Raw genomic sequence first — 23222 nt, 5'->3', positions numbered from 1 at the left:
GACCGCCTCATCATCGATGTTCGCGACACCACCCCCTTGCGGCCGAACCCGCGCCGGCGGCAGCAACGGCTTCGCTATCTCCCACAAGCCGTCCGGAACGATCCATCTCCACCGTCCACTCCCCATGTCCAGCACAACTGGCAACTGACCATGTAGGACACGGTCTAAACCACCAAGGTAAAGTGCGACAGGGACAACGTATAGCGGGACGGGAAAACCGCAACGTCCGCGCGTAATAACGGCCATATAGGACAAATTCTCACTGATTTTCGTGTGCGCATTACGCTGCGCGGGCGGGGTTGTGCTGGCCGCCTCTGGTAAAGCGCCGCAACCATCGCCGCTCCCGCGCTCATCAGCGGTGCCGGTAGCCGGAGGCCACGTAGTTCCACTCACCCAGCCCCGGCGCCCGTGCGGGAAAGCACACTCGCCCAGCCCTCCCGTTGCCCCTTCGCCGCGGGCATCGGTTCCACATACCACTGCGGCAGCACCATGCAGCGCAGCCGCAGCGTGGGCGACAGGCTCTTGCTGACCGAGCCGAGGTAGACCACCCGTTCCGGATCGTCCCTGGAGCGCGCCGACAGGCCGGCGGTCGCACCGGAACTCCCCGTCGTAGTCGTCCTCCAGCACCACCGCGCGCGCCCGCGCCCAGTCGATCATCGCTGCCCGGCGCTCGGGGTGCAGCGGACCGCCGGTCGGGAACTGGTGCGCCGGCGTCAGCAGCGCGGCCCGCTCCCGCTGGAGCACATCCACCTGCGCGCCGTGCTCGTCCAGCGGCAGCGGCACGGTGCGGACGCCGACCGCCGCGAGCAGGCCCCGCTGGAACTCGAGCCGTACGCCTCCACGCCGAGCGGACCGCGCAGCGCCGGCTGCACGGCCTGACCGCACGGAGGCCGCGGGGCGCCCTGCCCGAACAGCAGCCGTAGCGCGTGCGCGAAGCCCGAGCAGATCACCATCCGGTCCGGCTCGGCACGCACCCCTCGCGCGCGTGCCAGGTAGTCCGCCAGCGCCTCCCGCAGTTCCCGGCCGCCGGCAGGGTCACCGGGCCCGAACGCCTCGCTCGGCACCCCCTGTACCGCCCGGCGGTAGGAAGCCGTCCAGGCCGCTCGCGGGAAGGCCGACGCGTCCGGCGCGCCCTGCCGCAGGTCGTGGCGCGGTCCCCTCGCGCGCGGCACCCGCACGGGCGTCCGCGCCGGGTGGCGCGGGGGCTCGGCGCGCTCGGCCACCGGGTGCCGGAACCCTGCCGGGCCGTCAGCCGGCCCTCCGCGACCGGCTCCGCGTACGCGTCGGCCACCGTGTTGCGGCCACCCCCAGGTCCGCGGCGAGCGAGCGGTACGGCGGCAGCCGGCTGCCCGGCGCGAGCCGGCCGCTGCGTACGGCCTCGCGCAGGGCCGCCGTCAGCGCCGTACGGCGACCGCCCGGTCCGGACAGTTCAAGGTGTGCAGGTCCCCACCGATGCGCTCACTGGAACTGACCCATGACTCCCCCATGGACGTGCACCCTACGTCGGGTCCATTCGGCTATTAGGCCGAACATTCGCAAGGCGGGAGGCAGCGAGGAGCAGCTGCACATGGCCGCCGTCCGGCGCGAGGCCCGTCACTTCTTCACCCCGAAGGAGCAGGCGGCCCTAGCGCTGACGGAGGCGGTCACGCTGATCGCCGACGGCGGTGTCCCCGGCACCGTCCACGCCGAGGTCGCCGCCCACTTCGCCGACGAGGAACCGGAGCCGGCCGGCGAGTCCCCGTCGGGCCACCTGAGACGGTGGTGTCAGAGGCGGACCGTATCGTTGCGATCATCGCCATCAGCACGCCTACGGGGGTACACATGACCGTTCACCGGCCGGGCTCGCCGGAGGACCTGCCACCGCCCGAAGAACTGTGGGCGCGTTGGGCGCTGCTCGCCGCCCTCGAGGCGACCACCGAGGGCGAGGAGCGTCCTCCGCGCTTCCGCACCGGCCGGTGGATCGACGACAGGGGCCTCCACTGGGACGACTGCGGCTGCACCTGGTGGGTCCTGTCCAAGGAGGGTGAAGGCCGGTTCGTCCTCTACGGGGAGGACGAGGCGAGCGGCATCAAGTCCTACGAGCCGGCGATCGACGTGTTGGCGGGTGGTCCGGACTGGCTGCCCCGCGAGGAACTGCGGGACGGTTACGAGGATCGTGAGATCGACTGCGCCTACTGGTACGAGAACGGCGTCTGGGCCCGGGTCCCGTACCCCGACGACCTCGACGACGACGGCTTGGACTGCGGCATGAGCTGCTTCATCGACCGCGGCGAAGTACTGGTCGGCCTCACCAGCCAACTGGACGACGCGGTCGCCGGGCCGAGCGCGGACAGTCTGCTGGCCGATGCGGAGGCGTACCGACTGGAGCCGCAGAAGCTGCTGCAACGGTTGGGCCCGACCAACCGCTACGACGAGCCGCTGGACCGGCCGGCCCTCGTGCGGGCGCTCGCCCGCGCAGGGCTCACGGGCGACTTCGCGGCGGCCGACACGCGCTGACGAGCAGGGCGGTGGTGCGGCGGCCCCGGCGGTGCATGTCCCGTCGACCGTTCCGATGGAGTTGTCCTCCCGCCGGGAGGGACGGTGTGCGAGGGGCGGACGAAAAAGCGGTCATGGGTGTCACTCCCTTGGCGGAGCTCATCCACCTCGCTGACGACGAGGGGAACAGCGCCACGGTCGACGTGCTGGGACGTGACCCGAGGTGGACTGCCGGGCTGAACGCCGAAATCGTCGTCAGGACGCCTTTCGTGTCCGGCCGTATCGACCTCGCACTGTCGGCTGGCGACACTGGAGGAATGGGCCGACGTGTTGGACAGGCTCGACGCCGTTGTGGACGTGGCTTGGGTGGAGATGGGCAAGGGTCCGTCCCTCTTCATCCAGCTCACCGGGGAGCGCGGATGCCCTGGGGTGGTGGTGGAGGACGAGTCGGGGTCCATGGTCACCGTCCGGGTCCCGCTGGTCCCGCCGGGCGACTGGATCGCCGACCATCGGCAGCGCCTGCGCCGGGTGATGGATGACTGGTTTCCGGTGCTGTCAGGGACAGGGGGGAAGCCGCCCCCGCAGACGGGCGTCCGGCGCGGCGGAGGAGCGGCACGCAGCAGGGTGCCCGGGTATGCCTGCCGGTCCCGGCGCCAGGGCACGGTAGGCCCAGCCGTCCCGCCGAGCGGGCGATTCGCTCAGCCCCCCACACACAAGTCGCACTCCCTCCGCCGGGAGCCGCAGCGCACCGGCTGCCACGTCTCGCTCCAGGTGCCGGGATCGCCGGCCCCCGGAATGCCCAGCACGTGCGGGCCCGGTGCAGGGTCCGCGCCGGCCGGACCCGCGCGACGGAGACACCGTGCGCGCGGGCGACGGAGCGTACCCGCCCCTCCTCCTGGCCCCGGCCGCCGGACCCGCCTCACGCCCCGCCTCCTCTCGACGGCCCCGCGGAGCACGCCTGGGGTGGCACGGACGCTCCGGACCGGCGGCCCGGCAACCCCGTCGGCCGGGAGCGGTGACGGAGATCAGCGAGGCCTCGGGCGTGATGCTCGCCTCGCACACCGCGGTCACCCTCTCCAGCACCCGCACGTACGCGCAGATGGAACAGGCCATCGCCACCCGCCACCAGATGGTGTGTGCGCCGTCTTCCGTGGTCAGCAGGATCAGCAGGGGAAGGTACCGCTGTAGACGGCGTGTCCGTAGGAGGAGCTTCGGGAGCCGAAGCCGTAGATGCCGTCGTCGCTCCATACCGCTTCGCGGAAGCCGTTGGCGCAGGTCGACTGCGGAGCGATCGCGAAGCCCTCCAGGTTATCGGTCGGCATGACGGCCGGGTTCGTGTAGGTCACGTCCGGAACGATCGCGCCGCTGGCGTTGACCTTCATGAAGGTGTGCGTCTCGCCGCAGGTGTTGTCGCAGGTCGCGACGATGCGCTGGGTTCCGGCGTCGAACGTCACATCCATCACGGAGTTCTTGCCGGTCGCGAACGTGCCGAACGTGGTGAACGTGCCATCGGAGTCAAGACCGTAGACATGCAGGGTGCCGTCCCACTCCAGGCCGGCGAAGAACAGGCCAGACCCGTGCAGCGGGTAGTTCGCCGGGTTGTAAGCGGCGCCGGTGAGCGGGTCGACCCAGCCGTTCGCGGTCAGCCAGCTGTCCGGTACATAGCCGACACCCTCGAAGCCCAGGTTGGCGTCGTCCTTGCTGCCGGTGTTGAGCTGCGGGAACTGCGAGGTCATGTCCCACTGGTGGATCGGCGTCAGCGTCGATCCGGTCGCGGCCGGGTCGAACTCCATGATCGTGTCCTTGGGGACAGTGTTATTGGTGTTGTCACGCTCGGAGGTCACAAAGATGTGGCCGTCAGCGCCGACCGTCAGACCCTCGGAGTCCGGCTGACCGGTGCCGTCGGCGAAACGGATCTGCTTGCCGGTCACGCTCCATGACGCGTCCGGGATCCACTTGCCGTTGCTCTTGACCAGCTTGTACAGCCAGTTCTTGTTCTTGGCCGCCCACAGCACCGACGGGTTCGCCGGATCGAACGCCAGGCCGCTCAGGTCCCGGCCTTCCGGGCCGGTGGACGTCGTGAACGCGCAGACGTTGTCGGCGATCGTGACGTCCAGCCCGCCCGGCCATGCCAGTGTGCCCGCCGGGGTGGAACCGGTACCGGAGGGCGCCTCGGGGGTGCAGCCGCTGGTGAGCGAGCCACCGCCACCCAGCAGTTGACCGCCACCACCGCCGGTACCACCACCGCCGCTGCCGGAGCAGGAGTTCGCGCTGCCGAGCGTCGTGGTCGTGGAGGTGTGGAACCAACCGGTGCCGTTGGCGCAGCGCTCGTCCGACGGCTTGGCGGCATCGGTCGCCCAGCTCACCGAGTCGACGGTGTTGCCGTTGCTGTCGAGGAGGAAGACCGAGGCGTTGTCGCCCAGACCGAGGGCGGAGTCGAACGTGACGTAGCCTTTCGCGGGGATGCTGGTCGCACTCGGTGAAGAGGACGAGATCGGCACCGAGGAGTGGCTGGTGTCATTGTCGACGTACTTCCACGACCCGATGCTGACCGCGCTGTTTCCGCCGTTGAACAGCTCGACGGTGTCCGCGCCTTCCGAAGTAACCTCGTTGATCCGCACCCGGCTCGCCGCCGGTATCGACGACGGGCAGCCTGAGGCGTTCGAGGCCCCGAACGTGGACGCTGCGGTCGTGGTCACCCACCCCCCGGTGCCGTCGCCGCCGCAACGCGCCATGGCAGGCTTCGCCCCGTTGGCGGCCCACTCGACGCGGTCGACCACCGTGCCGCCCGCCGTGTAGATCACCAGCTTGTCCGCATCACCGAGTCCCTTGGGCGAGTTGAAGGTGACGAAGCCGCCTGCCGGGATCGTGCTGGAGGACGGGCTGAACGTCTGCGGCGAGAAGCTGTCGTCGGACATTCTCCAGCCACTGATGCTCACCGCATTCGGGCCCGTGTTGTACAGCTCCACCGTGTCGTTGTTCGACGAGGTGACCTCGTTGATCCGAACATTCTGGTAGCCGGCCTGGTCCGCGGCAGCCGCAGGCTGAGCGGCGACCGTTCCTGTCACGAGCAGTCCTGAAAGCGTCAAAGCGGCGGCGCATACAGAGGCGACGCCGGAACGCGAGTGTGAGATAGGCACGAGGCGGAACTCTGACAACGCGATATTGAGACAGCGTGAACTCCATCCGACTGTCACCTACTTGCCACCAGAACGCCAGGCGCACATCGCTACTTCGCGATGCGACGGCACCGCCGAAGACGGTCAGAACACGACCCTGGGCTGCACCGCCCTGCCCACGCGGTCCTGCCGAGTCATCGCGCCGGCCGGCGCGGTGTACGGGCTGGGAGGCGCACAGGGTGGGCCAGTAGCGGCCGTGCGTGATCCCGGAGCCTGCCCGCCAGGCGACGCCCATCTTCGCCGTGGGCAGGCCCGCGGCGGGCGCGGCAGTGAGCACGACCCGGTGGGTCCTGGGTGCGGTCAGCGGGGCGGGCCGAGGCGGTCGTCGATGGGGCGGATCTCGGCCCGGCGCTGCGCACCGGTCATGCCGCCGCCGGACGGGAGGTGACAGACCTCACCCTCGGGCTGTAGCTCCTCGGCGGCCCGGGCGGGGCGCCCTCTCTCCGCGTGATCCCGCTCTCAGCGGCGGCCGGGGAGGTTCGTAGGCCGGTGGTGGTCTCGGGGATCAGGCCTTGCGCGTGCGGGGATGGACGAGACCGCCACCCTCGGAGGGAACGGGATGAGCAGCCGCGGTGACAAGCACTTCCCGGTCGTCATCAACGGCCTGGAGGAGTTCCTGCATCGTTCGGTCAGCTCCCTGGCCGGCGAGCCAGAAGGCCGCGCGCTGACGTAGGGGTGCTGTGCCTTCAGTGCGCGGCCGGGACCCTGATCAAGGTGCGGCCGGTAGCCGCGCCTATGGGCATCGTCGCGGTCCTCGTGCCGGTAAGACCGGCGCGAAGGAACGTTCATGGAGGCCGCGATACAACCATCGGTGCCGGTAGGGAGTCTGTTCCCTTGTTACGCATCGCGTGAACAAGCGGGTAGTCCGCTACGGCACGCGGTTGCGGGCCGTCATTCTGATCGGACGCCGCCGGCGTCTGCGGTGAAACAGGGGTTTTCCGTGCGTTACTCAGTCCGTCTTGCCGTTGCAGCGGCCCTGGCGACCTGTCTGACCGGCAGTCTGGTAGCCGTCTCGGCCGACCAGGCCGTCGCCGCCGGGTCCAGGTCGGCCGACGACTTCAACGGCGACGGATACCGCGATCTGGCCATCGGCATGCCTGCCAAGACCATCAGCGGGAAAGAGGGCGCCGGCGCCGTTCTCCTCACCTTCGGCTCCGCCCACGGTCTGACCGGCAAGCACGTCTACATCACGCAGAACTCCACCAACGTCCCCGGCACGGCCGGGTACCAGGACTTCTTCGGCAGCAGCCTCGCCAGCGCCGACATGAACCGCGACGGGTACGCCGACCTGCTGGTCGGCAGCGAAGGAGATGCGTCGGGGAACGGCTCGGTAACCGTGCTGTGGGGCGGCACCTCACCATTCCGCAGCGCCCTCGCCCTGCCCTCGGGACCGTCCTATCCCTCCCGCATGTTCGGCACCGACATCGCCGTGGGCGACTTCACCGGTGACTCCGGCCCGGACATCGCCGTGAGCGGTCAGACGTCTCTGCGGCTGTACTCCGGCACGTTCACCCGCACCAAGGCGCCAGCCGGCCATGACGTGACCGGCCCTGATTCCACCAGCAGCGGGCACCTGGCAGCCGGAGACTTCACGGGCGACGGCAAGGACGAACTGGCCGTCGTCCAGCAGAAGACCACCCTCATCTACAGCCAGGACCCCGGTACCACCGACGCCGACTCCTTCACCGCCCAGGCCCGGCTCGCCGGCGGAGACCGCGTGACGGCCGGAGACCTCAACGGCGACGGCCGCGACGACCTTGTCATCGCCCTGTCCAACCCCCGCCTCGACCCCAACGGGCTGACCGACCCCAGCCACGGCGCCGGCTACATCACCGTCCGCTACGGCGACCCCGACGTCCACGGCGGCCTCGCCCCCGCCGGCCGCGTCTACCACCAGAACACCACCGGCATCCCCGGCGCAAACGAGAAGGAAGACGAGTTCGGCGCGGCGATGGCCATAGCCGACATCAACGGCGACCACCGCGCAGACCTCGCCATCGGCATCCCCTCCGAAACCCTCGGCCGGGCTTTCAGCGGAGGCGATGTGCTCGTGCTGCGCGCAGGCGCCGGCGGACTCACCACCACCGGCGCGGCACGCTACTCACAGAACACCCCCGGTATTCCCGGCAGCGCCGAGAACAATGACGCCTTCGGCTCCCAGGTCCGCCTCGCCGACTTCAACCGCGACGGCAAAGCGGATCTCGCCGTCACCGCCCCCGGTGAGGATCCCTACCACAACCAGGGCAGCGGCGCCGTCTGGCAGTTGCGGGGCACCGGCAGCGGAGTGAGCACGAGCAGCGTCAGCGTCTTCGGCCCCAAGGACTACGAGGTCGCACCCGGCTCCGGCATCGGCGAGACCCTCCTCGGCTGACATTCAGGCGGGCGAACGCGCGGGGAGGGCGCGAGGCGAGCGAGGACACCTCCGATCCCCGGCCGAGCACGCCCGGGCGGCGTTGCACCATCCACTTCGAACATAGTGGGGTGGTTCGTGACTGACGCAGAGCTGATCACGAGCATCCGTGACCGGCCGGGGATGTACTGCCTGGACGGCAGCTACCACGCGGCGGCCATACTCGTCACAGGGATCGACCTGGGCAGGTCGGGGAGGCTACTGGACGGGTTCCGGGAATGGCTGCTCGCCCGCAAGGGTGAGGAAAGCAGCTTCGTCTGGATCCTGCTCGTCCTCGAGGATGCCTTCCCCGGCGCCGGTGTCCGCCGCTGGACACCAGCTGACGGACGATCGGCAGCAACAGGCCGTGAACCATCTGTTCACCCTGCTGCTCGCCTTCCTGTCCGAGCGGAACGCCACCTGACACGACGGCCGCGCCACCCCGTACGACTCCTATGGCACGGCCGTCGGCCCGCTGCTGCTGCCGCGCGGCGCAACTGCTCCTTCGGGGTGCGAGGCATTGCACAGGTGCTCGTCAGGCGTTCACGCCCCGACGTACGCGACGATCGTGATCTGCCGGAGGGCTGTGACGTAGTAGATGACACGAACGCTGTCGATGTCGTCGACGTAGTCGCGCAGGGGGTGTCGGGTACGGGGGTGCGCAGCTCGCACACTGGTTGACCTACAACACCCAATACCGGGATGCCGACCGTCGCCCGGAAGGCGGGTGAGGGTTGGCGTGGGCACGAGTGGTGCGGGTAGCCCCAGGCCGGGTGCGAGGGCCGCGCTGGCGAAGGAAGCCTGGCCGTCGAGCAGCGGCGAAAGCCCAGGTCGATCGTCATCACCGCCGGGCAGCGGGGCGACTCTCCGCAGTTCGAGGTCGTCCCGGGCCGTGTCCGGGTTCCCGGCTGGGGGGGAAGGTCCCGCACTCGGCCGCGGCGGGTCCGCGCGGACAAGGCGTACGCCTCTCGCAAGAATCGCGCCTATCCTGCGGCGGCGTGGCATCCGCTGCACCAACCGGGACAAGGCCGGCCAGAGCCGCACCCGCAAGAAACGCGGCTCGCTCGGCGGCCGGCCGCCGAAGTCCGACCAGGTTGACTACCGCGAGCGCCAAGCGGGTGAGCACGGTATCGACCGCCTCGAAAGGCACCGGGCCGTAGCCGCGCTATACCACCAGCTCGCGGTCCGTTACGAGGCGACCGTCCTTGCCGCGACCGTCAACGAGTGGCTGTGACACCCCTCCCACCGGGATGTTGGGCACCTTCCTCGGCCAGCGCCTTGATGCCGCGAAGGGTGGCTTCCATCCCGGTGCGCAGCTCCTTCAGTCGAAAAGCAATGATTTCTTCCTCCCGGTCGGGCCAGCGCTCGAGGGCCAGCGTGACTCCGCTGCGGCCCGGCCCGATGAGGGCCGACTGCCGCAGCCGGGTGCCCCCGCCCTCGGCCTCGAGTTCGTAGCGCCAGGTCGCCATGGGTCTGGCCGGATCCAGCGTCGGTTCTCCATACCGGCCATCCGCATCCGTGACTGCCCAGGCGAACACCTGTTGCTCGGCCAGCTCGACCACATGGGAGACGGTCCGCCACTCGCCGATCTGCTGGTGATGGTTGTAGCCCTCGAAGCGAGCACCCACCAGGGGCCGGTCCGCGCCACCGAGCCATTCGACACGCTGTAGCTCCGGGCTGAGCCGGGCGGGCAGACGAATATCGGTCACCAGGTCCCAGACCCGCGGCACAGCTGCCTCGACATGAACATCACAGCGCACACTCGGACCATCGGTAAATCGCACGTCGCCCCCTCAACGTCGGATTCCCTGATCATCCAGGACCGTGATCCACTATGGCAACAGGCCCTGACTGTGGTGTCCCAGGACGTTGGTGACACGCGTGCTGCGGCCAGGCGGTGGTTCATGAGTGTGATCATCGACCGCCGGATGACGGCTTCGCTCGTATCGGTGCGTCGTTCGGAGTCCCGGACCAGGCGCCGGCTGCGCAGGAGCCAGGCGAAGGATCGCTCGACCACCCAGCGACGAGGCAGTGCCTGGAGGCCTCGGATGCCATCACCCCGGCGGACGATGTCGAGGACGAGTCCGAGATGCTGGCTGGTCCAGTCGGTGAGTTGGCCGGTGTAGCCGCCGTCGGCCCAGACCCGCGCCAGCCGCCTGAAGCATCCGGTCGCCTGCGGCGGGAGTGCCCGGGCGCCGTCCCGATCGGTCACGGACGCCGGTGTGACCAGCACGGCCAGGAGAAGCCCGAGCGTGTCGGTGAGCAGGTGCCGCTTGCGTCCGTTGATCTTCTTGCCCGCGTCGAACCCGCGTGCGGTGTGGGCGACGGTCGCGTCCGCCTTCACCGACTGCGAGTCCACCACAACCCCGCTCGGCTCCGCGCCACGGCCCTCATTTCGGCGGACCGCCTGGTGCAGCCGGTCGTGCAGTTCGCCCACCAACCCTGTGTCCCGCCGGCGGGCGAAGAAGGCGTAGACCCGCGGCCAGGGCGGGAAGTCGGCCGGCACCTCCCGCCACTTGATGCCGTCGTCGACGAGATAGCGCACCGCGTCGATCATCTGCCGGTGGCAGTAGCCGTCGGGCCGACCGCCGTGGCCCGCCAGCCATCCTGGAACCAGAGGAGGCGCCACGGAGGACCGCGTTCGGGCCCCGGCCCTTCGCCGACGGACCCACCGCCCGGAACCTCGCCTCCCCGACTCCCGCCGGGCGGTCACCGCCCGGCGGGCAGACCGCGGACCACCCGCCCGGCCAGGGCTGCTTCGACGATTTCTGGCCAAATCGGTTTGGTCTGGACCATTGCTCTCCGGTCCGGCTGTGAAGGAAACCGCTCACCAAGCACCGGATCATCACGACCGGAGCTCTTGCCACCGGAACAGGAAGGCAGCAGCCCACCCATGCGCAAAGCGATCTCGACCCTGAGCTTGACCGGACTGCTGGCCGCAGCCGCCCTGCTGCTCGCCCCGTCCGCGCAGGCCGCCGGGTAGGTCTACGTCGGCATGTACCCGAGCGCCGCCGCCTGCGACGCAGCCGGCAAGGCCTACGTGGCCCGCGGTCAGGCCGTCAGCTACTTCTGTGACGCCACCCTCACCACCGCCCGCCTGTCCATCTGGGTCTGACCGACCTCACCACCGGGCGCCGACACGCTCGGCGCTGAACCGGCCCGGCGGCCATCCGGCCTCCGGGCCGACGGCCCCTTCCCTCCGCACGCCGCCGACCGCCAGGAGGGGGCCGTCCGTCAACCGCGCCCGATGTTCCGGTCAACCACACCTGGCCTCTGCCGCGGCCACCCCTCCCGCCGGGACAGCACACCTAGTGCTCTGACCACGTACGTTCGCCGGGTTGGCCATCGTGACGGTTGGATGTGCGGTGACGTCCGATCTGACCGCTGGAGGTGCGGTGGCCGAGCCTGTCCGTGTGCGCAGACTGACCGATCAGGAGGGGCAGAAACTGCAGCAGATCGTGCGCCGCGGCAGTACCAACTCGGTGCGTTACCGGCGCGCGATGATGCTGCTGGCGTCGGCCGGCGGGAACCGGGTACCGGTGATCGCGAAGCTGGTGCAGGCCGACGAGGACACCGTGCGCGATGTGATCCACCGGTTCAACGAGATCGGCCTGGCCTGCCTGGCCCCTCGGTGGGCGGGAGGCCGTCCCCGCCTGCTCAGTCGTGACGACGAGGACTTCGTCGTCCAGACGGCCACCACCCGCCCGACCAAGCTCGGCCAGCCTTTCACCCGCTGGTCGCTGCACAAACTCGTCGCCTACCTGCGGAAAGTCCGCGGTCGTGTGATCCGCATCGGTCGCGAGGCGTTACGCGGCCTGCTTGCCCGCCGTTGTGTCACCTTTCAGCGCACCAAGACGTGGAAGGAGTCCCCCGACCCGGACCGCGAGGAGAAGCTGGACCGGATCGAGGAGGTTGTGGACCGCTTCCCGGACCGGGTGTTTTCCTTCGACGAGTTCGGACCGCTCGGGATCCGTCCCACCGCAGGTTCGTGCTGGGCGGGACGGAAACATCCCAACCGGCTGCCGGCCACCTATCACCGCACCCAGGGGGTGCGCTACTTCCACGGCTGCTACTCGGTCGGCGACGACCGTCTGTGGGGCGTCAACCGCCGCAAGAAAGGTGCCGCGAACACGCTGGCCGCGCTGAAGTCGATCCGCGCCCCCCGGCCCGACGGCGCCCCGATCTACGTGATCATGGACAACCTGTCCGCCCATAAGGGCGCCGGCATCCGGCGCTGGGCGAAGAAGCACAAGGTCGAGTTGTGCTTCACCCCGACCTACGCCTCGTGGGCGAACCCGATCGAGGCGCACTTCGGACCGCTGAGGCAGTTCACCATCGCCAACTCGAACTATCCCAACCACACCGTGCAGACCCGGGCCCTGCACGCCTACCTGCGCTGGCGCAACGCCAACGCCCGCCACCGCGACGTCCTGGCCGCCGAACGCAAGGAACGCGCCCGCATCCGCAGCGAGAAGGGCATCCGCTGGGGCGGACGCCCCCTCAACGCCGCAGCCTGACCGACCGCGAACCGCAGCCCCGGAGTGCCGAAAGGGACAAGTTCACGAGAAGGAGAGCAACAGAAGGACGGCTCAGGCGGCGGACGGCTCGATCTCCCCCGCAAAGACGATGACCTGGTCGATGAGGCTCCGCCGTAGATGGACGACGTCCGTTCCCGCCAGGCGGGGGCCTCCATCCGGCATGGTGAAGACCCACTGGTACCGGGCCCACTCGTCAGGCATGTCCACCGCTGAGCAGCGCACCATAGTGCCAGTCCCCGCCGGGTGGCGCCGGATGTCCAGCACGAACCGCTCGACCGCCGCGATTCCTTCACTGCGACCCAACGGCCCCCAGAAGATCACGTCTGAGGTCAGGGCCTGGGAGAGCAGGGCGGTCACATAGCTGTCGTCCGAGGCGTTAAACGCGGAGATGAACGTGTCGATCGCGGAGCGTGCCGTCTCTTCCTGCATGCCCCAGTAATACCAGCCGTTGCGCGTGCGCTCGTCCCGCGAGCCGCCTTTCGATCGCAGTGGACCATCCCGGTTACAGCACTAGACACTGTCCGTCGGATCGTGGGCGGATCCACAAGTGGACCGCTGCTGCGATGACCGTGCCGTGGAAGACGTAGGCCCGCTTGTCGTAACGGGTGGCGAAAGCACGGAAGTTCTTGAGCCGGTTGATGGTCGGCTCACCCTCGTTACGACGCCGGAAGCGCTCGCGGTCGAACCCTGCGGGTCTGCCGCCCGTGCTGCCCCGGCGCCGGCGGTTGGTCCGCTGGTCCTCTGAGCCGGGAATCGTGTGCTTGATTCCGCGTCTTCGCAGTAGCCGCGGTCGGGAACTGCGCGTTACGCCCCTGTGACACCGAGCGGACGGTTCCAAGATCGGGGCTTGACAGGCTGTTCCCACGGACAGAGCGGCAGGCGCTCGCGCGGCCCTCAGCGGGCCCCGGGGGACGGCGCAGCGGCTCTGGCGCCGCCGCACGACACGACATGACCATGTTCATGGGGGATCACTATGACCACACGCACCCGCACCACCACCGCCGCCATCGCGGTGGCCGCGGCCGTCACCGGCACCGCGCTGCTGGGCGCCTCCGGCGCCGCCTCGGCGGCCACCGCCGCCGCCTCGCACGGCACCCTGACCGTCAGCAACGGCACCAAGTACGTGCAGATCAAAGGACACCGGGTGAACTTCGGGGTGACCGTACGCGACCTCGCCTGGTCCCCGGACGGCGCCAAGGCCGCCTTCGTTGACGGCTCCGGCAACCTGGATATCGCCAACCCCGACGGCAGCGGGCGGGTCGTCGTAGCCAAGAACCCCGGCGGCCAGACCTGGTCCCACCCGACCTGGCAGGTGACCAAGAAGGACACCCAGTACCGGATCCCCGCCAAGGACAACCTCATCTTCGCCGCCCGCGCCAAGGGCGTCTCCCGGCTGAAGTACGTCTCCGCCAAGGCCGTCCACGGCACCCCGAAGACGCTGCCCCTGAACGGCGCCCCGGACCCGGACGGCGCGGTCCCGCAGACCGGCAACGTCTGGCCCAATGCGGCCGGTCGCTACGGCACCTCGGTCTACGCCAACGCCGACACGGGCGCCGTCTACATCCGTGACGACTATCTGCGCCAGCAGGGCAGCAAGCTCACCAAGGGCTCCCAGCCGGCGCTGTCGCCGAACGAGGAGGAGGTCGTCTTCGTGCGCTCCGTCGCGGGCCACGACCACGTCTTCGTCGAGGACTTCATGCACGGCAACCACGTCAAGGACCTCACCCCGCACGCCAGCACGGACTACACCGAGCCGGCCTGGTCCCCCGACGGCAAGACGCTCGCGGCCCGTACCCCCGCCGGCACGGTCACCCTGCCGGCCGACGGCTCGGGCCGGCCGGCCAAGGTCACGTCGACTTCCGGCCTGGCCGCCTACCGTCCCTGAGCGTCCTCACACCCACGGCATCGGGCCGGGCCCGTCCGAGGCGCGAAGTCACTGCGCCGCCCGGGCGAGTTCGGCCCGCAGTGCGTCCAGGTGCGCGTCGGCCGTGTCGTGCGGCAGGAATTCGACGACGTCGAGGAACCGGAACAGCGCCTGGCTGCTCGTGACGGCGTACTCGTACTCCCGGAATCCGACCACCGCGCCCATCGCGCCCCGGACGGCACCCTGCACCACGTGCGCGGTCATCTCGTCCGGTTCGGTCGCCGACATCCCCCGCCGGGCGTTGGGCCGGGCCAGGTACGGGCACACCATGGAGGCGTACAGCATGCACGCGCGGTGCCCCGGGCCCTCGAGGGTCGGCGCGAGATTGCGGTACGGCCGTCCGGCGGCGAGCGCCTCACCGATCGCCGCGCTCTCCGCGGCCCCCACCACGCGCCACACGGGGCCCTGTGGCATGCCCCGGTCGCACACCGAGCACAGCCGTTTCCGGGCGCACGCCACGCTGCGCTCGTAGTCGGTCAGGGCGAACTGCGGCTCGTCCCCTTCCCACGGAGTGATCGCCGGTACCGGATACCCCCGTACGTCCCGTGGCCGCGCCTCTACCGCGGGCGGCATGGGAACACTTTCGAATCGCACCCCCCATGCCTACCAGACCGGCGGGCACGGGAGGAACCTTCCTCCATGTCCTCCGCCTCTCTCCGTGCGAGCTGCCGGAACAGGCCCTTGCGTGGAGCAGTCAGCGGAGCACGACGGGAGTCCCGGTGCGTAGAGCACACAGGCCGCAGGGCGACACCGGTACGCGGGCCGGGTCGGCGGCGCCGCCACGCCGTTCGCCGTCGTCCTGGACAGTCCTCAGTGAAGGCCGTGGTGGGGCCGTTGTCCTGCGGCTGTCTGGGAGGAGACATGAGCGCTCGGAGCGAACGCCTCGGCCGACGTTTCCGTTCGCGGAGCGTGCCGTGCGGCGGTCAGTGCAGGATGCTCACCGCTCGGGCGATGACCAGGAGTGAGGTGAGGAGGGCCGAGACGCTCTGAATGGTCATCAGAAGCTTGGCGCGGGTGGAGAGGGGCATGGTGTCGGTCGGGCTGAAGGCCGTGGAGTTGGTGACGGACACGTACAGGTAGTCCGTCAGGGTGGGCACCCAGTCCGAGGAACGGCTGGCGCCGTCGGCGACCTCCTGGACGGCGTCGTCGTTCTCGTCCTGCGGGAAGCGGAAGTCGGCCAGAGGAAGTGCGTCGCGGGGCAGCTGGGTGCGGCTGACGGGTCCGCCCCGGTCCAGCTCCCAGTAGGCCAGTCCGAAGACGATGATGTTGGTGAGCCAGACCTGGAGCGCGGCGACGAGCAGGCCCCGGCCGTCCTTCACGTCCGCGTAGACGAGTTCGTGGATCAGCAGGCCGAGCGCGACGAGGTTGCTCGCCGCGATGACGCCGACCAGGGTCAGGGAGAGCGCGCGGAACGTCCTGGTCTGGCGAGTCAGCCGCTTCGGGTTGATCGCCACGAGCGGGACGAGGAGCAGGAGCTCCAGCGCCGGCAGCACGTACCGCGGGGCGATCAGGAGCCGCTGCGGCAGGGCGAGGTAGAGGACGACGGCCGCGAGCGTGGCGATCACCGCCGACAGCCTGGCTTCCCCCCTGCGTTCGTGCCGGGGGTGCCGGGTGCGGGCGTCCGCTCGCGTGCGGGTCATGTTCCCTCTTCTCCTGCTTCGGCTCTGTCGGCCATCCTGCACCGCCACCCCCGGTGTGGCGTGACAGGTGATGTGTCTGCCCCGGTGTGCGGCGTCGAAGCCACCGCGGAAGCCGGGCGGTCAGCGCTGCTCGACGGGCGGTCAGCGCTGCTCGGACCCGGTGCCGCGGCGGGCCTCGAAGCGGACGAGTGCCCGGCGGGCCCTGCGTGCCGCGCGCCGGAAGGGGTCAGGACGGCGGGGCCGGCCAGCGGCACGCACACGAAGTCGAGGACCGGTCGCCTGGTGTCCCAGCCCAGCGAGGTGGCCATGTCGAAGGCGACGCAACGGTGCCACTGCTCGGTGAAGGGCCGGCCCGGGAGGCAGGCGACCACGCGCGGGGTCAGCCGGATGGCGGTGCGGGTGCGGGTGCCCGTCGGCGTACTCATGGGCGTGGTCATGGGTGGTGGCTCTCCTCGTCGTCCGCGGCGGACAGTTCCCAGGCCACCTGGTCGACCGTGAGAGGAAGGGCAGCGGGGCGAGGATCTTCGCCGTCTGGGGGCGAGCGTCCGTTGAGGAGACGATGACTTCGACGGTCGGGCCGTCGGCGACCGCCACCGACTCGCTCGCCGTGAGGCGGGAGTTGGCGCCGGTCAGGTGTTCCTGCGGCACGATCGCCGGCAGGTACGAGCGGTAGGCGATGGTGAAGAACACCCGCGCGGTCCCGGCCACGCAGGCCAACGCCAGCAGCCGGCCGAACGTCAGCAGGTCCAGCGCCGCCGGCAGGGGGATGGCGTCGATCGGCAGCGCCTGCCCCAGGTTGGAGAGGATCAGCACGCCGCGCCGCTGCCACCGGTCGACCAGGGCGCCGGCGGGCAGGCCGAGGACGAGGTACGGGGCGAACGTCAGCGCGCCCAGCAGCCCCAGCTGGAGGCCGACGCCGTCCAGACAGCAGACAGTGGCGGAATCCAAGATGAAGTCCCTGCGCCAGCCTTCGGCCATGACGCTCCCCAGGTGTCGGTCCTGTCGCTTGTACCGGTCGGCGCCGGCGCCCCCGGGCGGACGGGTCCGGGAACGGCGGCGGCACTGTCTCAGTGGTCTGGTTCCACGTCCGCGACAAGTTCGGCCCCGGCTCCATCGGGCCCGGCCGCCGCTATGCGCACCCGTCGCGCCTCGCACCCCCTCCCCCGGCGCAGTCACGGAGCCGCGATCTTTATCAACGCAGGGCCAGCCCAGTGGGGCCCGTCGTATGACCGGCTCCGGCCGCTACCATCTGCTGCTGGCCACCGGCGGTCGGTCGGTGCAGCGCGCTGGTGGGTCCGTGAGGAGACCGCGCGGGAAAAATTCCGGTGCTGGGCTGGGGAGTGCGGGGGGCCAAGCGGTCAGGGGGGATCAGGCCCACCGTGAACGGATCGCATCTCGTCGTCGACCCTCCCAGCGCTTCGAACCCGACGAGCGCCTGGTGCGCACGGTGCAGGGCTGGCGTCGAGGGTGAGAACCGCGGTCAGCGGCATGGCCAGCCGGTACACCTGGGTTCCGACGAGCGAGGCCGTCTCGCTCGCCCAGGGACCGGCGAGTCGCAGATCGACCGTGCAGGCGTACGCCGACCCGGAGCGGCTCCTTGAGGAGGTCGATGCCCCGTACGCCGGGGTGGAACCACGGCGCCCACGGGAGCATGTTCGGCGCCCGGATCTCCTCGCCGACGAGGGAAGCGGCGACGTTCTGGCCGCCGGCCCGACCCGCAGTAGGGGGACGGCCCGGCTGGATACCGGCTCGCGACCGCTCGCGCCGGACGGTCGACCCCGGCTCTGCGTTGGCCCAGTCTCGTGTCCTGCCCTGGACCGGGTCCCTGGTTCCGCGCCTGATAGCCGCGGCGGTCCAGCTCTCGGCCCGCGAAGGTTCGGCGCTCGACCGAATGCCCGGTCCCGGTGTGGACGTCCAGGGTCTGGGCCGAAGGCGAAGGCACACGACCATCGGCCCGGGCCGAAGCGGTGTGGTCAGTGCGCAGTGCTTGCGCGGTCCGCTCGTAGGCTGCCGCGGCCTGCACGCGGAGCAGGCCACCCCGGATTGCTCACCGTCTGACGCCGCAGGGTCGCGAGCACCTGCCCCCACTCAACAGCGCACTCGGCAAGAGAGCAGGGGCGCCGTTCAGTCAGTGACTTTCCCGGAATGGACAGTGCCGATACGGGCGCGCGGATATGGTCGCAATGTCGTATGCGCGGGGAGGGAGCTGCCGGTGACGGGGGTTGAGGTCGCGGTCGGTTACGTGTTCGCGTGGCTGGTACGCAAGGCGCATCGGCTGGGGGGCCGGGCGGACGGCGAGGTCGACCGGGCACTGGATGCGGGGATGAATCGGTTGCACGACCTGGTCAGCGCCAAGCTGGGTCAGGACCCGGCGCTGGAGCGGGCCCAGGAGGAAGCCGAGACGGGACAGGAGGAGCTCACGGACCGCACTCGGCGCAGGTTGACGGACTCCTTGGGGGACGCGGTCGAGCGGGACGGGGACTTCGCAGCAGCGCTGGAGGAATTGCTGAAGCAGTTGCAAGCCATGACGCCGGTGGCAGACACCCCGGCAGGGGATCACATCGACTTCCGTCACGGCACGTTCCACGGGCCGGTCCAGGGCAAGGGCACCCAGCACAACCACGGTGGCCCATCGAGGTGAGGCGGCGAGGGCCGCCCCGACCAAGTGGACTTCAGGGGCAGCGAGAATGGGGCCCGATGCGGGGTTAGGGCGTCGAGACCACTACCTTGAGGATGTCCCGGGTTCCGCCCACGTTGGCGCATCAGGTCGGGTGATCCCGGCACGGGCAGGATGCTGCCAGGACCGGACCGAGGTTGGCCGGTGACGGGATGACCGTCGTCAGTTCCGCGGACGAGGTTGCCATCAGACGGTTCGAGCCCACCAGCTCATCCAGTGCACCGTCCGCGCCCCCTCCCCCGACCAACACGATCAGATCGTCCGCACCGCAGCCGACGCCCTGCTCGACGTCCGGCCCGACATCGGGAAAGACACCTCACCGCCCACGCCGAAGACGCGTCACGAGGCTGCCTCGGAAGGCGGGTCAGGTCACCGCTGCCCGCGACTGCCCCACCGCCTCACCCGCACCACGCCTTCCCGCTTGGCCCCGCCCACCCCGACGCCCTCTCCGGTCGGCGCACAACCTCGCCCGCTGGCGTGGCCGTGCGGGGGACGCGGCCGGCGCCGTCACCGCGCTCGCCGAGCTGAGAACCGCGGCTGCCTGGGGCACCGCCGGCCTGCTGCCACGGTCGGTCAAGACGCCCGCAGCGGTGTGGAGAAAGTGATACACGGCATTGCCCCGCTTCGCGTACGCGCGCGCCGTTCCAGCGGCGTGGGTTCGGCGGGTCGCGCACCTGTCGAGGGCTCACCTTTCCGGGCAAGATGGTCATGTGAGCGGGGACACATACGGCGGGGATTGGATCGACTTCAGGCACGGGATATTCCGGAGTGGAGCGATCGGGAAGAAGGTGGAGCATCACCACCACTACGGACCCATGCCGCACGTAGAGGACGCGCTTCCAGCGACGGCCGTCGATTTCACCGGGCGCGACGAGGAACTCGGCTCGCTGCTGACGGCCTTGGCTCCCATCGGCGCCGGCCACGCTCAGGTCCCGGTGACCGCGGTGGCTGGGCTGGGCGGTGTGGGCAAGACCGCCCTGGCCGTGCGGGCCGCTCGCACAGCCAGAGAACGCGGCTGGTTCCCGGGCGGCGCGCTGTTCGTCGACTGCCACGGCTACGACGAGACACCCGCCGGGCCCGAACAGCTCCTGGAGGCTCTGCTGCGCGCCTTGGGTGTGGCGGCCGCGCATGTGCCGGGCACCCTGGACGAACGCGCCGGGCTCTACCGCTCGGTCCTGGCCGAGCGGGCCCGCTCGAGCGGCCGCGTGCTGATCGTGGTGGACAACGCCTCGCATCCCGGGCAGGTCAGACCACTGCTGCCCGGCCACACCGTGCACCGGGTGCTCGTCACCTCACGTGACACCATGCCCCAGCTCGGCGCCCATCTCCTCCATCTGGACATCCTCCGGCCGGAGGTGGCACGAGACCTCCTGCACAGCGCGCTGCGCACGGCGGTCCCCGCCGACCGACGCGTCCTGGACGATCCCGGGGCGACCGGGCGGCTGTGTGAGCTGTGCGGGCGGCTGCCCCTGGCGCTCCAGATCGCGGCCGCTCTGCTGATCTCCGACCCGGGGAAGCCGGTGGCGGAACTCGTATCGGAACTGGCCGACTCCGCCACGCTCCTCGATCACCTGGACGACGGCGAACGAGGCGTGCGGGCCGCCTTCGACCTGTCGTACCGCCGCCTCGGTCCGGAACCCGCGCGGCTGTTCCGCCTCTTGGCGCTCGCACCGGGATCGGAGACGAGCGACGAAGCGATCACCGTGCTCTGCGGAGCCGGTGCCCTGCCGCGGCGGGAACTCAACGTTCTGATCCGCGCCCACCTGGTCGCACCCGGCAGCGTGCGGGGCTGCTGGACCCTGCACGATCTGGTGCGTGCTTACGCGCTGGACCAGGTGTCCCGGCAGGAGACGCTGCGGCAGGAGGCCGCGCAGGCGCGGGCCCGGCTCCTCGCCCGGTACCAGCGGCGGGCCGAGGCGGCCGACTGGTATCTACAGGCTCGGGCCGGCCGGCCCCCGACGGCCGGCTTCCGGGGCCGGGAGGACGCACTGAGCTGGCTCGAACGGGAGCGCACCGGCCTCATCTCCGCCGCGCTGTGGGCGGCCGACCCCGCCCATGCCAGGGCCGGACTGGGACTGGCACTGTGCCTCCACGGGTACCTCAGCTGGCAGAGGTATTTCGACGACGCCGTGTCCGTCTTCCGGTGCGCCGCGGAGACGGCAGACGCGCTGCACGACGGCTTGAGCGCAGGCAAGGCACTGAACTGTCTGGGGCTGGCCCTGCGCAACAACCGCAGGATCGAGGAGGCCGTTGTGGCGCACGCCCAGGCGTGCGAGATCCACGGCGAGCGCGGCGACCGGCTCGGGGAGGGCAAGTCTTGGGACATGCTGGGGCTCTCCCTGACCGAGGCACGCATGTTCGACGACGCGATAGCGGCCCATGAACGTGCTCGTGAGTTGGTGCACGCGTGCGGAGAGCGCCAGGCCGAGGCATCGACCCTCAACAACCTCGGGCGTGTCCTGTTCAAGCTGGGCAGGTTCGACGAGTCGGTCGTCACGCTCACCCGGGCTCGCGAGATGTTCCGTTCGGTCGGCGACCGGTTCCGCGAGGCCACCGCGACGAACAATCTGGGGCGTGCCTTCCGGAAGACCGGGCTCCTGGAGGAGGCCTTGGCGGCGCACACCACCGCTCGGGCGGTCTTCGAGGAGCTGGGCAACCGCGAGCGCGTCGCCACGGCGTGGAATGACTTCGGTGCCGCCCTGTCCGCGCTGGACCGGTCCGACGAGGCAGTCGAGGCGCATCTGCTCGCCGTACGGGAGTACCAGAACCTGGGTGACCGGCATCGGCAGGCGGTCGCGGGCAACGACCTCGGGATCACACTCTGGCGCGCGGGCCGCCGCGAGGAGGCCCGCGACGAGCATCTCCGGGCCCTGCGCCTCTTCCGGGAGCTCGCCGACCCCCACGGCGAGGGCGACACGCTCGTACACCTCGCCGCCGTCGAAGGAACCGAGCAGCTCGGGGAGGCGGGGAACCGTTGAGGCAACCGCCGCTCCGGCCGCGCATGGCGAGGACGAGTTCCCTCGTGCTGGTCCAGCCGACCCCGTTGTGCAACCTCGACTGCCGCTACTGCTACCTGCCCTCCCGAGGACTCGCGCGCGTCATGTCCCACGAGGTCGCCGACGCGGTCGCGGAAACTGTCGGCGTCTGGTCGGAGCACCACCCGGTCACGGTGCTGTGGCACGGTGGTGAGCCGCTCACCGCAGGAGTGTCCCGCCTGCGGGGGCTGCTGGACCGGTTTCCCCCGGGCCGCGAGCACCCCGTACGGCACTCCGTGCAGACCAACGCCTCGCTCATAGACGAGGCCTGGTGCCGGCTGTTCACGGAGCGGCACATCAAGGTCTCCGTCAGCGTCGACGGTCCGGGCCCCGGTGCCGGCCGGCTGGACCGCGGCGGCCGGGACACCACCGACCGCGCGCTTCGTGGTATCGGGCTGCTCAAGGAACACGGCATCGCATTCGGCGCCATCGCCGTCGTAACCGATCCGTCTCCGCACAGGGCAGCCGAGCTGCATGAGTGGTTCGCCGCTCTCGGCTGCCGCGTGCTGGGAGTGAACCTGGTGGAGCGCAAGGGCGTGAACGACACCTGGACAGTCCGCGACGACGAGGACGTCGCCGGCTTCTGGGCCACGCTGGCAGCCCGCGGGCGCGCCGACCGGCGCATGTCCCTGCGTGACGTGGAGCACGCCTGGCGCTACGTCAGGGCGGAGCTGGCCGGAACGGCCGGGCAGTGGGCCGACCAGCCGGTCGATCCACTGCCCATGATCACCTGGGACGGACAGGTGGTTGCCCTCAGTCCGGACCTTGCGGGCTTCTCCTCCGCGCGCCACGGCCCGTTCACCGTCGGCGACGTGCGGGAGCTTGGACTGGCCGGCTGCGTTGCCCGGGCCGAGGAGACGCCCTGGGTTGCCGAGGCCCTCGACGGGGTCGACGCCTGCCGTGCCGTGTGCGACCTGTTCGCGTACTGCCGTGGCGGCCAGGCTGCCAACAAGTATTTCGAGACCGGTCGGCTCGACACGACCGAGACCCTGTTCTGCCGCAACAGCAGGAAACTTCTGATGGAAGGGCTCCTTCGCGATGCCGAACGAGTTGCCGAAAATACCCGACATTAAGGACCGCATCCGGTCATTGAGCGCGGACCTGTTCCCCCAGCCGGATCCCGGGATGTGCGAGGAGTGCAGCGACGGTGCGTGCACGCACACCGCCATCCTCTATTCGGGCGGCACCGAACCTCCGATTCTCCCCTCGCCCCCTCGGTGATTCCGCACGAGCGAGCGTCCGGCCCGCCCCTGTTGAAGCCGTGGGAGGGGCCCCGGGCAAGCCCGCCCAGGTTCCGCCCCCAGTGTCGAGTCCGGACGAGGATGCCGGCAAGGCGGAGTGCGGCCTGGTGGGCGCGCCCGCCCG

16 protein-coding genes and 6 pseudogenes are annotated in these 23222 nt (G+C 70.3%); 11 read left to right on the top strand and 11 right to left on the bottom strand.

Going from position 1 to position 23222, the window contains the following annotated elements:
* Positions 1 to 410: 410 nt before the first annotated feature.
* Positions 411 to 1487 (bottom strand): annotated as a pseudogene (locus tag AB0F03_RS31095) (PLP-dependent aminotransferase family protein); the annotation flags it as partial.
* A gap of 47 nt (positions 1488 to 1534) precedes the next feature.
* Between AB0F03_RS31095 and AB0F03_RS31090 the strand changes: the two are divergent.
* The 4 genes and pseudogenes from AB0F03_RS31090 to AB0F03_RS31075 all read left to right on the top strand — a co-directional run.
* Positions 1535 to 1717, top strand: a pseudogene (locus tag AB0F03_RS31090) (carboxymuconolactone decarboxylase family protein); the annotation flags it as partial.
* A gap of 104 nt (positions 1718 to 1821) precedes the next feature.
* Entirely contained in the window at positions 1822 to 2496 is a 675-nt protein-coding gene (locus tag AB0F03_RS31085; protein WP_361997911.1) for a hypothetical protein, read from the top strand.
* Positions 2497 to 2531: 35 nt separating this feature from the next.
* Positions 2532 to 2771 (top strand): annotated as a pseudogene (locus AB0F03_RS31080) (DUF5959 family protein); the annotation flags it as partial.
* 4 nt (positions 2772 to 2775) lie between these two features.
* Positions 2776 to 3663, top strand: coding sequence for a DUF5959 family protein (locus AB0F03_RS31075; RefSeq protein ID WP_361997921.1), 888 nt, complete (start codon positions 2776 to 2778; stop codon positions 3661 to 3663).
* Here the strand turns inward: AB0F03_RS31075 and AB0F03_RS31070 are convergent.
* A complete protein-coding gene (locus AB0F03_RS31070) occupies positions 3639 to 5543 on the bottom strand; it encodes a lamin tail domain-containing protein (protein ID WP_361997908.1) in 1905 nt (634 codons plus the stop codon). The two genes, AB0F03_RS31075 and AB0F03_RS31070, sit on opposite strands and share 25 nt — an antisense overlap.
* A gap of 1051 nt (positions 5544 to 6594) precedes the next feature.
* Here AB0F03_RS31070 and AB0F03_RS31065 point away from each other — a divergent pair.
* Together AB0F03_RS31065 and AB0F03_RS31060 are read left to right on the top strand one after the other, a co-directional pair.
* Entirely contained in the window at positions 6595 to 8025 is a 1431-nt protein-coding gene (locus AB0F03_RS31065) for an FG-GAP-like repeat-containing protein (protein WP_361997905.1), read from the top strand.
* Between the two features lie 319 nt (positions 8026 to 8344).
* Positions 8345 to 8467, top strand: coding sequence for a hypothetical protein (locus AB0F03_RS31060; RefSeq protein WP_361997902.1), 123 nt, complete (start codon positions 8345 to 8347; stop codon positions 8465 to 8467).
* Positions 8468 to 8586: 119 nt separating this feature from the next.
* Here AB0F03_RS31060 and AB0F03_RS31055 read toward each other — a convergent pair whose 3' ends face one another.
* The 3 genes from AB0F03_RS31055 to AB0F03_RS31045 form a co-directional block, all read right to left on the bottom strand.
* Positions 8587 to 8715 carry a hypothetical protein gene (locus AB0F03_RS31055; RefSeq protein WP_361997899.1) on the bottom strand — a complete coding sequence of 43 codons (129 nt, stop codon included), beginning with the start codon at positions 8713 to 8715 and terminating at the stop codon, positions 8587 to 8589.
* A 545-nt stretch (positions 8716 to 9260) separates the two neighbouring features.
* Entirely contained in the window at positions 9261 to 9752 is a 492-nt protein-coding gene (locus tag AB0F03_RS31050) for an SRPBCC family protein (RefSeq protein ID WP_361997896.1), read from the bottom strand.
* Positions 9749 to 10672 carry an IS5 family transposase gene (locus tag AB0F03_RS31045; protein ID WP_361997893.1) on the bottom strand — a complete coding sequence of 308 codons (924 nt, stop codon included), beginning with the start codon at positions 10670 to 10672 and terminating at the stop codon, positions 9749 to 9751. The genes AB0F03_RS31050 and AB0F03_RS31045 overlap by 4 nt, the downstream gene beginning before the upstream one ends.
* 766 nt (positions 10673 to 11438) lie before the next feature.
* On the opposite strand from AB0F03_RS31045, the gene AB0F03_RS31040 reads away from it, so the two are divergent.
* Complete coding sequence (locus AB0F03_RS31040; protein WP_361997890.1) at positions 11439 to 12560, top strand: IS630 family transposase; 1122 nt, start codon at positions 11439 to 11441, stop codon at positions 12558 to 12560.
* A gap of 72 nt (positions 12561 to 12632) precedes the next feature.
* On the opposite strand, the gene AB0F03_RS31035 is transcribed toward AB0F03_RS31040, so the two are convergent.
* Entirely contained in the window at positions 12633 to 13010 is a 378-nt protein-coding gene (locus AB0F03_RS31035) for a nuclear transport factor 2 family protein (RefSeq protein ID WP_361997887.1), read from the bottom strand.
* A 73-nt stretch (positions 13011 to 13083) separates the two neighbouring features.
* Positions 13084 to 13380 (bottom strand): annotated as a pseudogene (locus AB0F03_RS31030) (hypothetical protein); the annotation flags it as partial.
* Positions 13381 to 13554: 174 nt separating this feature from the next.
* On the opposite strand from AB0F03_RS31030, the gene AB0F03_RS31025 reads away from it, so the two are divergent.
* Entirely contained in the window at positions 13555 to 14466 is a 912-nt protein-coding gene (locus tag AB0F03_RS31025) for a hypothetical protein (RefSeq protein ID WP_361997884.1), read from the top strand.
* Positions 14467 to 14514: 48 nt separating this feature from the next.
* On the opposite strand, the gene AB0F03_RS31020 is transcribed toward AB0F03_RS31025, so the two are convergent.
* From AB0F03_RS31020 to AB0F03_RS31005, 4 genes and pseudogenes are all read right to left on the bottom strand, one after another.
* The gene (locus AB0F03_RS31020) at positions 14515 to 15078 is read right to left on the bottom strand and encodes a hypothetical protein (RefSeq protein WP_361997882.1); all 564 of its coding nucleotides are present in this window, start codon (positions 15076 to 15078) and stop codon (positions 14515 to 14517) included.
* A 350-nt stretch (positions 15079 to 15428) separates the two neighbouring features.
* Entirely contained in the window at positions 15429 to 16145 is a 717-nt protein-coding gene (locus AB0F03_RS31015) for a hypothetical protein (protein ID WP_361997879.1), read from the bottom strand.
* A gap of 141 nt (positions 16146 to 16286) precedes the next feature.
* A pseudogene (locus tag AB0F03_RS31010) lies at positions 16287 to 16513 on the bottom strand (ECF transporter S component); the annotation flags it as partial.
* Between the two features lie 211 nt (positions 16514 to 16724).
* A pseudogene (locus AB0F03_RS31005) lies at positions 16725 to 17123 on the bottom strand (MFS transporter); the annotation flags it as partial.
* Positions 17124 to 18357: 1234 nt separating this feature from the next.
* On the opposite strand from AB0F03_RS31005, the gene AB0F03_RS31000 reads away from it, so the two are divergent.
* The 3 genes from AB0F03_RS31000 to amcB all read left to right on the top strand — a co-directional run bounded on the left by AB0F03_RS31000 (position 18358) and on the right by amcB (position 22930).
* Positions 18358 to 18786, top strand: coding sequence for a hypothetical protein (locus AB0F03_RS31000; RefSeq protein WP_361997877.1), 429 nt, complete (start codon positions 18358 to 18360; stop codon positions 18784 to 18786).
* A gap of 851 nt (positions 18787 to 19637) precedes the next feature.
* Positions 19638 to 21800, top strand: a complete 2163-nt coding sequence (locus tag AB0F03_RS30995) for a tetratricopeptide repeat protein (RefSeq protein WP_361997875.1) — start codon at positions 19638 to 19640, stop codon at positions 21798 to 21800.
* 23 nt (positions 21801 to 21823) lie between these two features.
* On the top strand, positions 21824 to 22930 hold the full coding sequence (gene amcB, locus AB0F03_RS30990; RefSeq protein ID WP_361997874.1) for a cyclophane-forming radical SAM peptide maturase AmcB: 1107 nt from the start codon (positions 21824 to 21826) through the stop codon (positions 22928 to 22930).
* Positions 22931 to 23222: the final 292 nt, after the last annotated feature.

Source organism: Streptomyces sp. NPDC028722 (assembly GCF_040637655.1).
In the GTDB taxonomy this organism is placed as follows: domain Bacteria; phylum Actinomycetota; class Actinomycetes; order Streptomycetales; family Streptomycetaceae; genus Streptomyces.
The sequence above is the reverse complement of the archived record's forward strand: the minus strand, read 5'-3'. Positions and strand labels throughout refer to the sequence as shown.